Below are 13,064 nucleotides of genomic sequence, written 5' to 3'. Positions count from 1 at the left end.
AAAACCTCCGACTCTCACGCCATCGTCCGCACCAGATGCATCGCACCGATCAGTGCGCCGACCGACAGTACGGCCGAGCCGATCATGTAGACGGCGGTCGCGGCGAGTTCGCCACGCTCGATCAGATAGAACGAATCCAGCGAGAAGGTCGAGAATGTGGTGTAGCCGCCGCAGATGCCGACGGTGAGGAATATCCGCGTGGCCTGCGGCAAATTCCATCGCGTCGCGAACAGGCCCGCAAAAAGGCCCATCACGAACGAGCCAGTGATGTTGATGATGAGCGTTCCCCACGGGAAATCCGTGCCGAACAGCCTGCCTGCGCCAATGCCGACCAGATACCGCATCACCGAGCCGATCGCGCCGCCCACGGCCACCGCCATAATAAAAATCAAGTTCACTTGTCTCTTCCTCTTGTCATCCATTCGGCCACGCCTGTCAGCAGGCCGAACACCATCAACGGGACGATCAACTCCATGTCTGCGCCGAGCAGATACGCAGCGACCGCCACGGCCCAGATCGAGCCTGTGGTCCAGAGTGCGATGGCAAGTGAATGAGGAAGCCTTGAACGAGGAGGTCTCGAACGCGATGTCTCACGAGGCGGCCCAGCCATTGTCATGCACCCTTCTCCGGGCACATCGCTGGGAGGAATCATTCCTACCGACGCGAAAGCGCCTGGTAGGAGTCATCAGCCTTGCGGCGGTTATCGGGGGAACTCCATCCCCATCAACAGTTCAGAGAGGTTAGCGGCCACCAGTGGCCAAGGCAAGTATGGCAGCGGGCGCGCTGCATACGCAGCAGCTTCATTATTGCACGCTGGTACGGATGACTTCGTATTTGCTGGACAGAGCCGAGCCGAGATTATTGACGGCAACGAGGATGACAATCGAAAGCCCTGCAGCGATCAAGGCATACTCGATCGAGGTGGCACCGGACTGATCCAGAAGGAAGCGTTTCACCGTTTTCATGGGAGGCACCGTAACGGCCAACCCTCAAGGCCCGGTAAATGAAACAGCACAATTTTACCGGATCAGGCGAAGAAAATGCCTGTCGCGCACCGAAGTGAGCCCACCAAAGGACCGGATTCCGCTGCCCAGAACACGCTGCGATATAATGGCTATCCGATATAAAGCGCCATGCAGGCCTGACCGCCCTTAAAACGACGGCAGCGCACGGGCCACACGCCCGGCCTGCTCTCCCGCTTCATACATATTCCCGAATAGATAGATTCCGCATCCAAGCGCGATCATGATCGCAACAATGGCTAGAAGCTGCAGATCGACCTCGTCAAAACCGCCCTTGAAGTGAAGATGCATAAGCTTCCTCCACTGGATACGATCCTGCTTCGAAACGCTTCCTAGCCTATCACCACCGCGCTTAACGCGCGATGGTGATGATGTGCCTCAACACGCTGTCCACGCCGTGGATGCCGTGGCTATGGTGGCGGGACCGGCGCGTCGTGCGCTTGGCGGGCTGGTCCGCGTCATCATCGTTGCTGGCCTGCTGCTGACCCGAGCGGTCGGGGCCGATCGCCTCGAACTGCGCCTTTTGCTCATCGCTCAGCGTGCCATAGAAGTCGTTCAACGCGGCATGAACCGATTTCACCGCGCCGAGCAACGCATCGAGCCGCTCGCTCGCTGCAGCCAGCCGCGCTGGCGGCGTCAACGCCGTGGACGGGCGACAGGTCGCTTTCAGCGAATCCGCAGCCTTGAAGGTCGCATCCTGAAGCGCCATCAGTTTCACTTTTTGAGCGTCACTGGGCTGCAATCGCTTGTTGATCTCGTCGGTCGGCCAGGCCACGGCGTCCGAGATCGAAGTGATACCGCAGGTTCCTTCGGTCGAAGCCGTTTGCTTGTTGTCCGCCTGCTTTTCGCGCGGCGAGATCGCAATCAGCTTCGCCTTCTGCTCGTCATTGAGCAGGCTGTAGAACTTCTCCATCGGAGGCTGGATGATGCCGATCGCCGATTTCATCGCCTCGATCCGTTGCTCCATCGCCGCGAGCCGCGCGGGCGCAGTCAGCGGAAGCGTGGTCGGGCATGCGGCGCGGATGGTCTCTGCGGCCTTCACCGACGCATTGCCGAGTTCATCAAGCGCAGCGCGCTGCTCATCGTTCGGGTTGATCGCCTGCTGGATCTTGTCGATCGGCAGACCGGCGATGTCGCCACTGTCCGCACCACACATCTGCGCCAATTGGTCGTCGTCGGACGGCGGCGTCTGGCTGGTGGTCGTCTGCCTGCGCGAGCCACCCGTTGCCGGTGCAGCGCGCGGGCCTGACGGCAGATAGCCGCTCAGCGAGTCGTAGCCATAGGGCGAGAACAGCCCCGCATAGATGTCGCCATAGCCGTAGTCCCAGAAGCCGGGGCCATAGTCATAGCCCCACAGGCCGTAGTCATAGACATCGTAATATGCGAACGGCCAGAATAACGGTCCGACCCAGCCATAACCGCCGTGGTTATGGCGCCACCAGCCATGGTAACGGCCGTGATTCCAGCCATGCCAGCCGGCAGTCGCGGCGGCTGCGACCAGCGCAGTGCGCGCAGCGGGGTTGCGCAGCGCATTCCGGTTACGGAGCGCCCCGTTGACTGAACGCGAGCGCAGCCCCTGACGCACTGCATTGGCGCGCGGCGCATTTACCCGCGCACGGTTTACAGTTGCAGCCACTCCCGCACGCCGGGACGCTGCCCGTGCAGCATTGCGGGGACCCCGGTTGACCGCACGACCGACATTGCGGGTGCCTCGCGGCCCGGTGAAGGAGCGCGACGCGCCGACATGACGTCCCCCTCCATGAAACTGACGGGCGCCGCCGAAATGACGGCCGCCCCCTCCGAAATGCGCACCGCCGAAGCGTGCACCCCCACCGTGGAAAGCGCGACCACCACCAAAATGGCCGCCACCAAAATGCGCGCCACCGCCTCGGCCGCCACCCATATGAACGCCGCCGCCTCCGCCACCACCACCACGCGGACGCGCATCGGACTGAATCGACAATGCCGCCAGGAAAGCAAACGCGACGACAGCAATCTTAAAAAAATGTCGCATGGGCTTCGCGCCTCAAATCCAGACAATCGTGTGCAAGCATATTAATAAACAGCGAAGCTAAAGGTTCCGGTGCCTCCGTGCGTTGTTGTCGCAGCAAGCAGGAGTCACGGCTGGAATCCCAGCCTTATGCCGAAATCGTGAGAACGGATTCCTTCTGTTTTACGTGACTGATGCTTTTAGGACTCGCGTTTTAAAAACACGACGCTCATACTTCGATGGTCACCACGGCAATGGCCGGTGACCGAGAGACCGTTGAGCTCCCGTCTAGTCGTTAGACGTTCTACGGGGAGACGCTCGCATGAACGACCATATCTCCATCGCTCCATTGAACTGGAAGACTCTGGTGGCGCAAGCGCGCGCGGAAGCGGATGCCGCTCCCGAAGGCCGCGATCGCGACAAAATCCTGGAGCGTGCGGAATTGATCGAAATGTCGGCGCATATTGAAGGCTGGCTGAACGCCACAGACCTGCGTCCGCCAGTCGGGCGCTGACACCGCATCACGCAGATCAAAAAGAAAGCTTGCAGCTAATGAGTTGCCGTCTTCGCGGCACTCTTGGCGCTTTTCGCTTTATGGCCCGCCTTCGGCGCGGGCGTCTCGGATGAGCGCACGTTGGCCCAGGGGTCGTTGCTCGCTTTCTGATCCGGCACCTTGGATTGCGCATCTCGCGCGGCCTTCTCAAGCGCGTCCTGCCGTGCCTTTTCCTCCGGCGACATCTGCTTGCCGCCTCCGAGTTGGAATCCCGGCATCGGCATGCCCTGAGCCAGCGCAGATGCAGCAGGCGTGATAACGAGCGCCACCGCGGCCATGAAGGCCGCGAAATATCCCAGTCTTTTCATGGACAACTCTCCAATTTGGCAGCGTTTATAGCAAAAGCGGCCGCAGTGGTCCAAGCCGATCTCGGCCCCGAGCCAAGTCCTTGGAGCGCAGCCACTTCCTTGAATCCGCCCCGCACGTGGTTAAGGGCCACCTAAACCGATGGTTCGAATTTCAACCATCGTCCCAAGCCTATCTTGAAACCTCCCCGCTAGGGTCCCGCAGACCGCACGCGCACCGTATTGCCGCGCGAGGCGGCCGGGGATTTCGGACGTGACTGATACCGTGCATGCCTCTGTTGCAGGCCAGGCCCGCTCGCCGGATTCGGCGAACGTCCCTGCACGTCCACCCGCGCTGTCCCGGCAAAATGCTAGCGCCATTCCCCTGAGCGACATTCCCCTTGCCGCGTGGCAGGCTCTCGTCGAGCGCGCAGCCGAACCGAACGCCTGCTACCTGCCCGAATGGGAACTGGCGGTGAGCGCCTTTTCCCCGGGACGCACCAATGCCGAAGCATTGAGTTGCTACGCAGACAACGGCGAACTGATCGGCTTGATGCCGACGATCTCCGCACTTCGCGCCTACCAGTTGCCGCTGCCCGCCTATGTGACGGCCGATTCCTTTCCTCCGCTCGGCACCATTCTGATTGACCGCGACCGGGCCGATGAAGCCGTCAGCGGATTGATCCGTCAGGCCCGCGACGGCGGCGCCCGCGCGCTAATCCTGCGCGATACGCCACTCAACGGCGCCGTGATGCAGGCCTTCACCCGCGTGCTCGCATGGAGCAACCTCCACCCGATCGTTCTGAAGACGCACAACCGTGCGCTGCTCGACGCCACGCGTGATGCCGACGAACTGCTGCACGAAGCGCTCGGCACCAAGAAGCTGAAAGAACTGCGGCGCCAGCGCAACCGGCTTGGCGATTCCGGTGAGGTCATCTATCGCGTGGCCTCGACACCTGACGACGTCATCCCGGCGCTGGAGATTTTTCTCAAGCTCGAAGCCAGCGGCTGGAAGGGCAAGCGCGGCACCGCGCTCCTTCAGAATGAAGGCCATCTCGCTTTCATCCGCCGCGCTGTACGCGACATGGCGGCACGCGGGCATGGCCAAGTGATTTCGCTTCACGCCGGCGATACACCGGTAGCGGCGGCTGTCGTTCTGCGTCACCTCGACCGCGCGATCTACTTCAAGCTCGGCGTCGACGAACGTTTCGCCAGATATTCGCCGGGCGTGCAGATGACACTCGAGCTGACGCGCCAGATGTGCGCCGATCCGACGATTGCCTCGGTCGATTCCACCGCCGACGCCAATCACTCCATGATCGATCCGATCTGGCGCGCCCGCCTAGCTGTGGGCGACATCCTGATCCCGTTCCGGCGCAACGATCCATCCGTGCCTTTCATCCGCAGGGCGCTGGCGCTACGCCGCGCCGCGATGGTTCCTGCGCGCAAGGCCGTCCACCTCATTCGACGAATAAAGGAGAAACGCTCATGAACGCTGCGTCCCATGTCGCTCCCGTCATCACCGCCTCGAACGATTCGCTGACACGCGATTTCCCGCTGAAGCCCTTCGCGATCCGCCATATGCTCGCCGGGCATCCACTGCTAACGCTGCAGCGCATCGCAAAGCTCGCCTCGGATCTGCCGCGTGATCTGATCGAATACAACTCCGGCGCGGCGAACATCAGCCAAGATCCGGACAAAGTTGCCTCGGTCGATCTTAACCCGGTCGAGATCGTCAATCGCATCGAGACGGCCGGTGCCTGGATGGTGCTCAAGCGGATCGAGAAGTCACCGGAGTATCGTGTGCTATTGGAAGACACCCTGCTCTCGGTCGCTCGTGCCCGCGGCTTCAACAGCCTCGCCGAGGCCGGCTTCTCGCAGATCGAAGGCTTCCTCTTCGTCTCCTCGCCAAACTCCACCACGCCGTTCCATATGGATGCCGAGGACAATTTCTTCGTGCATATCCACGGGGAGAAAACCTTCGCCATCTTCGACAACCGCGATGGCAGCATCGCCGATAACGCGCAGGTCGAATATTCGACCACCAAGCACCGCAACCTGCCCTACAATGACAACTTCAAGCCACGCGGCGTGGAGTATCATTTAGTCGACGGCGACGGCTGTTACGTGCCCTATCAGTGGCCGCATTGGGTGAAGACGGCGGGTTCATACTCGATTTCGATGGCGATCACCTGGAAGACGGCCGAGGTTCGCCGCCTCAACGATCTTCACGTCTTCAACTCGATGCTGCGCGGGCTGGGCCTGCCGCAATCAACTCCCGGTCAAAATCCGGGCTGGGATGCCGTCAAGCTCGCGGTGTTCCGCACCGGCCGCGGCATCGTCGAGCCGTTGCGCAAATCCGAAACGATGCGCCGTGTACTACGTCGCATCGCGCTTGGAAAGAATGCGAACTATTATCTAAAGACCTGAGCGATTCAGACCGAACCGCTCATCTCCATCGAGACCTGGCGGATCGCGTCCGCCAGTTGCTCGGGCGGCTGCGCTCCGGAAACAGCATACCGGCTTGCAAAAATATAGGTCGGCACACCACTGATCCCCTTGCTCGCCGCCTCGGCAGCTTGCGCCGAGACCAGATCGACATCCTTATCAGTGCCAAGACGGCGCCGCATCTCGTCCGCATCGAGTCCGACGTCGGCCGCAGCCTGCACCAGCACGTCCTGTTTCGTCAGATCACCGCCGTCGCGGAAATAAAGCTCCATCAGCTTCTGCTTCATGGCTGCCGCAGCGCCAGACGCAGCCGCCCAATGAATTAGACGATGGCAGTCGATCGTATTGGGCTGACGCTGCACACTCTCCGGGTTGTACTGCAGTCCTTCTGCCGCTGCCGCTTCCTTGATGCGGCTGGCAATGCTCTTGTAGGCCTCGACCGATCCGAATTTCGTGACGAGATAATCCTCACGCGACATGCCTTCGCGCGGCACCCACGGGTTAAGGAAAAACGGCCGCCAGCTCACCTCGACAGGAACGTCATGCGCGAGCGCCAGCGCGCGTTCGAGACGATGTTTGCCAATGTAGCACCATGGGCAGACGACATCGGAGACGACGTCGATCTGAAGCGGACGGGATGAATTCATGACAATCTCTCGCGCCGGAATGTCCCCGAGATAAGCGCGAGAGAGGAATAAACAACCGCCTCAGGCGCGAGCGCTGCCGCTCCGGAGCGACGTGCCACGAGAGGCCCGCACGGTGCCTTCCGCCTGCGGACCGGGCCGCGCACCGCTGCTGGCAGCACGCGCGTATTCCGCCGTTCTGCGGCTTGAGGAGCGAGTTGTCTTGGTGCCGGAAACCTTGAGCGACTTGGTCTTGGACGCTTTGGCTTTGGATGACTTGCCTTTCGCAGCCTTGGCCTTCGCAGACTTTTTAGCCGCCTTCTTCTGCGTCTTCAGCTTTTCCTTCGCCTTTTCGGCGCGAGCCTCGGCACGCTGCTTCGCCCGCTTCTTCTCGCAGGCCGCGCATTTGCACCCGATCGGCTTGAGGTATTCCTTGAAATACTCGGTGCCGTAATCGTAGTTGATCTCCTCGCCCGGCGCGATGTTCTTGATGGCGCGGATATGCACCGTGCGCTTGCGGGAATTGACGTCGGATTCCGCATTCGGCCGGCAGGCATGATTGATGTAGCGGGCGGTGTTCTTGCGGACCGACCCGTCAATGGTCCAGCGGTTGTTGATCTGGAACAGGTACTTGTTCTCGACCTCGTCGTCCTTCTTCTTCCGGCAATCCAGCATGGGGCCGAAATAGCGGATGATCTGGGTGCCCTTCTTGATCGGCTTGGTGGCAAACAGACCGAGACCGGTCTTGGAGCGTCCGATCCGGTAAGGCTTATTCGACGAGATGACAGGCATGACCAACCACAGGATAGAGTACGCCGCTTAGTAGAGCGATTCCTGCAGCATGTCATGCCTTTCGGGGGATTCCACATGACATTGGTGCGACCGTCCCCCATTTATTGGGGCTGTCCACCGGTTCCGGTGGGCCTATTCCGCAGGCTGCGGCGCAAACGCGTCATGCCGCAGCGTCAGGAAGCTGAGACACAAGGCGCAGCAGGCGCAGGCGGCGATGATCGCCACCATCGGCAGGGGATGCCCGTCGAAGAACAGGCTCGCCAGCGCGATCACCGCACCGCCCGCTACCATCTGCAGCGTCCCCGCGAGCGACGAGGCGATGCCGGCGATCGGACCGTGCTCCTCAAGCGTCAGCACCATCGTGGTCGGAATGACGAGGCCGAGGAATGCAAAACCCAGAAACAGCAATGCAACCAGCACCGCGAGGCTATCCACCCCGGCGAGCGTCACGCCGAGAAGCAAGAGCGCGAATGCCGTGTAGATTCCGGCCGCCATCATCACCACGCGTGAAAGGCCGAACCGCTTGCCAAGCGTGGCGGCGAACTGCGAAGCACCGATAAAACCAAAGGCATTGATGGAGAAACCGAAACTGTACTGCGTCGGCGTCAGCCCATAGTGACCGATATAGATGAATGAGGAACTCGCGAGAAACGCAAAGAAGCTCGCCATGCCAAACCCTCCGATGAAGGTCAGGCCGAGAAAACGCGAGTCGGCCAGCAAGTGGCCGAAGCCGCGCAGCACACTGCGGACGTTCGCCTCCAGCCGCTGATGATGCAGCCGCGTCTCTGGCAGGAAAGCGAATATCAGGGCACAGGCCAACACCGCCGCGATCGTGACCGCGACGAACACCGCTCGCCAGCCGAACGGCACGATCAGTGCGCTGCCCGTCACCGGCGCGAGAATGGGCGACACGCTGAACACCAGCATCATCAGGGACATTAGCCGCGTCGCCTCATTGCCGGTGTGCAGATCGCGGATGATCGCGCGCGGGATGACCATACCCGCTGCCGCGCCGATACCCTGCACTACCCGCGCCGCAATCAGCCATTCGACAGTGGGCGCAAGCGCGCAGCCGATCGAGCCCACAATAAATAGCGCCAACCCGGCGTAGAGCGGCGGCTTGCGGCCGACCACATCCGACAGCGGTCCGTAAATGAGCTGACACACGCCGAACGCCATGAAGAACGCCATCAGCGTCATCTGCGTCGCCGCAGTGGTCGCCTTGAGATCACCCGCGATCGAGGGCAGCGCCGGCAGATACATGTCGATCGCGAACGGACCGACAGCCGACAACAGGCCCAGGACGATGGCATATCTGGCGTAGCTACGCGACGACACGGATGAATCCTTCTTCGTGATCCCGCGACGCGGACATCACAACACTTTTGAGATGAAACTGGAATTGATGCCGGCCACCCTTCTGCGGGAGGCGATAGGCAGCATCTATCTTACATCCGCACCACTCCCAAGGGCGATGACGATTTATTGACCGTCATAGGCTTGTTGCAAACCGGCAATGTCGAGCTTGATCATCTTCATCATAGCCGTCATCACGCGGTCGGTGGTGGCCGCATCGCTGCCAAGCAGCTTCGGAAAAATCCGGGGCGCGATTTGCCACGCGACACCGTATTTGTCCGTCAGCCAGCCGCAGGCCATGGTCTGGCCGCCTGCACCGAGCTTATCCCAGTAGTCATCGATTTCCTTCTGCGTGTCACACAAGGCCACCAGCGACATTGACGGACTGAACTGGAATTGCGGATTGCCGTTCAGCGCAAGCACGCGTTGACCGTCCAGCACAGCGGTTGCGGAAATCACCGCCCCCTTCGCAAACGGCCCTACCTCGCCCGCGCGATGAACGTTTTCGATGCTCGAATTGCGGATGATGGAGACGTAATAGCGCAGCGCTTCCTCGGCTTCCGACTTGAACCACAGACAAGGAAAAAGATTCGACATTATTGAACTCCGTTATCTGCTGCTTGCGGACATCTGCGCCGCATAGATTTCGAAACGGTCGAAAGTGCCAGTCCATCCCACACCGTGTCCGTCGCGATCACCGATGGAATGGAAGCCCACCTGCCGCAACGTCACCAGCGTGCCGCCATCACGTTCCTCGAACGTCAGCGTCACTACGGTTTCGACGTTCGGAAATTCGACATAGTGGTTGTTGTCCCAAGTGAAGGTGAACACCAGCCGTTCCGGCGGCACGATCTCCTTGAAAACACCGTGCTGCCAGAGCGGTGAACCGTCCTCCGTCGACTCGAGGCAATGACGCCACCGCCCACCGACGCGCAGGTCCATATGCATCTCGATGGCGGGGCACATCGGCGGGCCCCACCAGTGCTTGGCGTGATCCGGATCGGTCCATGCCTTCCAGACCAGTTCCCGCGGCGCCTTGAAGACGCGCGAGACGACAAGCTCCTGTTCCTTCAAAGGCAACGGACTGACGGATGCTGACATGTGTCCGGACATGGAACGGCTCTGTATGCGGTGATTACATTTTCTTTTCGCAGTTCACCATCCAGGGCGTGCCGAACTTATCGACCAGCACCCCGAAGCGCTGCGCCCAGAAGGTTTCTGCAATCGGCATCGTAATCTGCGCGCCTTCCGAAAGCGCCTTGAAGATACGATCCGCCTCCTCCGGCTTTTCGACGCTCAGATTGAGGTCGAAGCCCTGCGGCTTGTTGAAACGATCCGCAGGAGAGTCCGACGCCATGACGATCTGATCGCCGATCGACATACGTGCATGCATGATCTTGTTCAGCAACTCCGGCGGATGCTGCATGTCGCCTGGCATATCCTTGTAGGGCAGCATCGCTTCGATTTTCGCACCGAGCACTTTTTCATAAAACTTGAAGGCTTCTTCGCATTGGCCGTTGAAAAACAGGTACGGGATCACTTTCATGACGCATCCTCCTTGGATCTTCGATTGCGGCAGCCGAAAGGTGCCGGGTTATAGGATTGCCTCGCGACGCTTTTATGTCCGCCGCAGGGGAATGAGCGCGCGTACGCGCTCATCGCGCAGGTAAAGTCCACCCCACATCATAAGCGCGAGATAGACACCGAAGAACGTGTGGCTGAATAATGGACTGCCAGCGAGAACATGGACGTAGATCGCACCGCCTATATAGCCGGTAAGCCAGATTGCGCCGAGTACGGCCGTGCGCGGAACGGCGTAGAGTACTGTGCCGATCAGCGTGAGGGCACCCAACATCGGCGCGAGATGAACCGGAATACCAAGCTGCTGCGAGGTGGTGATGACGATGTCGAGCGGGATCAGTTTGATCGCGCCGTCGAACAGCAGGAACACTGTCACAAGCCCGCTGATAACGCGCCCGGTCCAGATCGCAGCACTGGAAATAGTGCCTGTCGAAACAGTCGGCATGTAGTCGCTGGTCATCATCGCCTCCAGGCTACGTTATTTTGCCAGATAGGCTTCGAGCTGATCGAACGTGCCGCCAAAGCCCTGCTGCATCGAACCGAACATGCCTTCGAAGAAGGCGCATTCCTCGGCAGTCGCGCGGATCGGCTGACCGCGTAGTTCGAGCCGCGTCTTGCCGCCTTCATCGTGGAAAGTCACGACGTTGCGAACTTCTTTCGGCCAGCTTTCGCTGAAGGGCGCTCGCGTGATGTCGCCTGCTTCATTCGAGAACGAATTCACGAACACGATACGCTCGGGCTTTACCACTTCCTCGTAATGGAAGATTCCCCACCATTTACATCCTTCCTGCATCTCCATCGAATAATGGAATATGCCGCCGGCAGAGACGTCGAGTTCCTCGACCTCGATGACGCAGCCCTTCGGACCCCACCATTCCTCCAGCGCTGCACGCTCGGTCCATGCCTTCCACACGACATCGCGAGGCGCGTTGAAGGTGCGTGTGACGGTGAATTCCTGAACGGTCGTTTCATTTGCGGCCATCGGTCTTCCCTTTCGATCTTGGTTTTGGCTTGTCGTCGTTGTCGTCACTGCCTGACTGCAGGCGTTCCAGATAGGCATCGAGGCGATCGAAACTCGCCTCCCAGAATTTGCGGTAGAAATCGATCCAGCCCGCCGCCTCTTTCAAAGGTGCGGCGTCGAGCTTGCACGGCCGCCACTGCGCGTTGCGTCCGCGGGTAATCAATCCCGCTCCTTCCAGCACCTTGAGGTGCTTGGAGACGGCAGGAAGGCTCATCTCGAACGGTTTGGCCAGTTCGTTCACCGAAGTTTCGCCGAGCGCGAGCCGGGCGAGAATTGCGCGCCGCGTGGGATCAGCCAATGCAGAAAACGTGCTGGAAAGACGGTCCATTCTGGGCATCTCTTGTATTTAACCTATAGGTTAAGTACAGTACGGAGGTGACTGCGTCAAGAACTATCGGGCTATCGAAGTCAGGATCGGACCAGCCATTGATTTGCCTCGGCAATTCGCCGACGCGCAGCCAGCAATCCCTGTCAGGAGCACCCCATGACCATCACCATCACCGCCTTTGAGCACTCACCGGATGGAGGCAAGGGGCTGGCACGCGATACACGCGTTCGCTGGGCACTCGAAGAAGTGAGTCAGCCTTATGAGGTTCGCCCTGTTTCGTTTCGCGCGATGAAAGAGCCTGCACATCTGGCGCTTCATCCGTTCGGCCAGATTCCAACCTATGAGGAAGGCGACCTTTCCCTGTTCGAAACGGGATCGATCGTCCTCCATATCGCCGAGCGCCATGCGGGTCTGCTGCCGGATGACACCCGTGCGCGGGCGCGCGCGATTACGTGGATGTTTGCCGCGGTCAATACGGTTGAGCCGCCGATTCTTGAACTCGTGACCGCCAAGTTCATGGAGAACGACAAACCTTGGAGTAAGGAACGCATGCCTTTGGTCGTGGATCGCATCCACGGCCGGCTCAAGCAGCTATCTGTTCGCTTGGGTAGCGCCGACTGGCTCGATGGCGCATTCAGCGCCGGCGACCTGATGATGGTATCCGTGCTGCTCAGGCTGAAATCATCGGGCATTCTGGGCGAATACCGAAATTTGGCCGCTTATGTCGCCCGAGGCGAGGCGCGACCTGCCTACAAGCGAGCCTTCGACGCCCAATTGGCGCTTAACACAGCGAGCCTGCGACCAGCGGATTAGACCCGTTCCGAACACGGGTCCCGCTTCTCGTTTCTCGCCAACGACGATCAGCGGTTACGGCGTTCTTCATCCCGCTGCTTCTCAATCCGTTCGGCAAGCCCTTCGTTTGGCAGGCCCAATCCCAGAGTGCCGCGACCTTCGAAGAAAGGCGCGAACTCGTCCGCGCGCTTCTTCGTTTCCTTTTCATTGTCGCTGGCTGGGATGACCTTGTCGCGTTCGGCCATTGTCGTAATCCTCATGTTCCCCTCTGCGG

General features: G+C 60.2%; 19 protein-coding genes and 1 riboswitch. Of the genes, 4 read left to right on the top strand and 15 right to left on the bottom strand.

All coding sequences use genetic code 11. The annotated features are described in order from the left end of the window. Nucleotides 1-14: 14 nt before the first annotated feature. The 4 genes from crcB to HMPREF9697_RS00600 all read right to left on the bottom strand — a co-directional run bounded on the left by crcB (nt 15) and on the right by HMPREF9697_RS00600 (nt 3,036). The gene (gene crcB / locus HMPREF9697_RS00615; protein WP_002715202.1) at nt 15-398 is read right to left on the bottom strand and encodes a fluoride efflux transporter CrcB; all 384 of its coding nucleotides are present in this window, start codon (nt 396-398) and stop codon (nt 15-17) included. 271 nt (nt 399-669) lie between these two features. Further along, nucleotides 670-731: riboswitch (Fluoride riboswitch) on the bottom strand. 72 nt (nt 732-803) lie between these two features. Next, on the bottom strand, nt 804-965 hold the full coding sequence (locus HMPREF9697_RS00605; protein ID WP_002715200.1) for a Flp family type IVb pilin: 162 nt from the start codon (nt 963-965) through the stop codon (nt 804-806). A gap of 186 nt (nt 966-1,151) precedes the next feature. After that, nucleotides 1,152-1,313, bottom strand: a complete 162-nt coding sequence (locus HMPREF9697_RS21170) for a hypothetical protein (RefSeq protein ID WP_002715199.1) — start codon at nt 1,311-1,313, stop codon at nt 1,152-1,154. Between the two features lie 61 nt (nt 1,314-1,374). Continuing rightward, on the bottom strand, nt 1,375-3,036 hold the full coding sequence (locus tag HMPREF9697_RS00600; protein WP_002715198.1) for a Spy/CpxP family protein refolding chaperone: 1,662 nt from the start codon (nt 3,034-3,036) through the stop codon (nt 1,375-1,377). A gap of 298 nt (nt 3,037-3,334) precedes the next feature. On the opposite strand from HMPREF9697_RS00600, the gene HMPREF9697_RS00595 reads away from it, so the two are divergent. Then, nucleotides 3,335-3,526, top strand: coding sequence for a hypothetical protein (locus tag HMPREF9697_RS00595; protein WP_002715197.1), 192 nt, complete (start codon nt 3,335-3,337; stop codon nt 3,524-3,526). A 35-nt stretch (nt 3,527-3,561) separates the two neighbouring features. On the opposite strand, the gene HMPREF9697_RS00590 is transcribed toward HMPREF9697_RS00595, so the two are convergent. Continuing rightward, nucleotides 3,562-3,873 (bottom strand): hypothetical protein, encoded by a 312-nt coding sequence (locus tag HMPREF9697_RS00590; protein WP_002715196.1) that lies wholly within the window; start codon nt 3,871-3,873, stop codon nt 3,562-3,564. Nucleotides 3,874-4,123: 250 nt separating this feature from the next. Here HMPREF9697_RS00590 and HMPREF9697_RS00585 point away from each other — a divergent pair, with 250 nt between their 5' ends. Further along, nucleotides 4,124-5,341: a GNAT family N-acetyltransferase gene (locus HMPREF9697_RS00585; protein WP_002715195.1), complete on the top strand. Its 1,218-nt coding sequence runs from the start codon at nt 4,124-4,126 to the stop codon at nt 5,339-5,341. Continuing rightward, nucleotides 5,338-6,279, top strand: coding sequence for a cupin-like domain-containing protein (locus HMPREF9697_RS00580; RefSeq protein WP_002715194.1), 942 nt, complete (start codon nt 5,338-5,340; stop codon nt 6,277-6,279). Before HMPREF9697_RS00585 ends, HMPREF9697_RS00580 begins: the two co-directional genes overlap by 4 nt. Before the next feature lie 5 nt (nt 6,280-6,284). On the opposite strand, the gene HMPREF9697_RS00575 is transcribed toward HMPREF9697_RS00580, so the two are convergent. The 9 genes from HMPREF9697_RS00575 to HMPREF9697_RS00535 all read right to left on the bottom strand — a co-directional run bounded on the left by HMPREF9697_RS00575 (nt 6,285) and on the right by HMPREF9697_RS00535 (nt 11,998). Then, entirely contained in the window at nt 6,285-6,944 is a 660-nt protein-coding gene (locus HMPREF9697_RS00575) for a DsbA family oxidoreductase (protein WP_002715193.1), read from the bottom strand. A 60-nt stretch (nt 6,945-7,004) separates the two neighbouring features. Beyond that, the gene (locus HMPREF9697_RS00570; protein WP_002715192.1) at nt 7,005-7,712 is read right to left on the bottom strand and encodes an SET domain-containing protein; all 708 of its coding nucleotides are present in this window, start codon (nt 7,710-7,712) and stop codon (nt 7,005-7,007) included. A gap of 132 nt (nt 7,713-7,844) precedes the next feature. Next, nucleotides 7,845-9,050 (bottom strand): multidrug effflux MFS transporter, encoded by a 1,206-nt coding sequence (locus HMPREF9697_RS00565; RefSeq protein WP_002715191.1) that lies wholly within the window; start codon nt 9,048-9,050, stop codon nt 7,845-7,847. A gap of 144 nt (nt 9,051-9,194) precedes the next feature. Continuing rightward, nucleotides 9,195-9,665: a VOC family protein gene (locus tag HMPREF9697_RS00560; protein WP_002715190.1), complete on the bottom strand. Its 471-nt coding sequence runs from the start codon at nt 9,663-9,665 to the stop codon at nt 9,195-9,197. A 12-nt stretch (nt 9,666-9,677) separates the two neighbouring features. Further along, entirely contained in the window at nt 9,678-10,169 is a 492-nt protein-coding gene (locus tag HMPREF9697_RS00555) for an SRPBCC domain-containing protein (protein ID WP_040307750.1), read from the bottom strand. 34 nt (nt 10,170-10,203) lie between these two features. Then, complete coding sequence (locus HMPREF9697_RS00550) at nt 10,204-10,614, bottom strand: VOC family protein (RefSeq protein WP_002715188.1); 411 nt, start codon at nt 10,612-10,614, stop codon at nt 10,204-10,206. A 72-nt stretch (nt 10,615-10,686) separates the two neighbouring features. Further along, nucleotides 10,687-11,109, bottom strand: a complete 423-nt coding sequence (locus tag HMPREF9697_RS00545) for a DoxX family protein (RefSeq protein WP_002715187.1) — start codon at nt 11,107-11,109, stop codon at nt 10,687-10,689. Nucleotides 11,110-11,127: 18 nt separating this feature from the next. Next, nucleotides 11,128-11,631: an SRPBCC family protein gene (locus HMPREF9697_RS00540; protein WP_002715186.1), complete on the bottom strand. Its 504-nt coding sequence runs from the start codon at nt 11,629-11,631 to the stop codon at nt 11,128-11,130. Then, complete coding sequence (locus HMPREF9697_RS00535; protein WP_002715185.1) at nt 11,618-11,998, bottom strand: ArsR/SmtB family transcription factor; 381 nt, start codon at nt 11,996-11,998, stop codon at nt 11,618-11,620. Before HMPREF9697_RS00535 ends, HMPREF9697_RS00540 begins: the two co-directional genes overlap by 14 nt. 156 nt (nt 11,999-12,154) lie before the next feature. Here HMPREF9697_RS00535 and HMPREF9697_RS00530 point away from each other — a divergent pair, with 156 nt between their 5' ends. Continuing rightward, nucleotides 12,155-12,811, top strand: a complete 657-nt coding sequence (locus HMPREF9697_RS00530; RefSeq protein ID WP_002715184.1) for a glutathione S-transferase family protein — start codon at nt 12,155-12,157, stop codon at nt 12,809-12,811. Nucleotides 12,812-12,858: 47 nt separating this feature from the next. On the opposite strand, the gene HMPREF9697_RS20765 is transcribed toward HMPREF9697_RS00530, so the two are convergent. Continuing rightward, nucleotides 12,859-13,035: a hypothetical protein gene (locus HMPREF9697_RS20765; RefSeq protein ID WP_157223237.1), complete on the bottom strand. Its 177-nt coding sequence runs from the start codon at nt 13,033-13,035 to the stop codon at nt 12,859-12,861. Between the last annotated feature and the right edge of the window lie 29 nt (nt 13,036-13,064).

The sequence above is a fragment of the Afipia felis ATCC 53690 genome (assembly GCF_000314735.2).
Classification (GTDB): Bacteria; Pseudomonadota; Alphaproteobacteria; order Rhizobiales; family Xanthobacteraceae; genus Afipia; species Afipia felis.
This window is presented reverse-complemented; position numbering and strand designations above follow the sequence as displayed.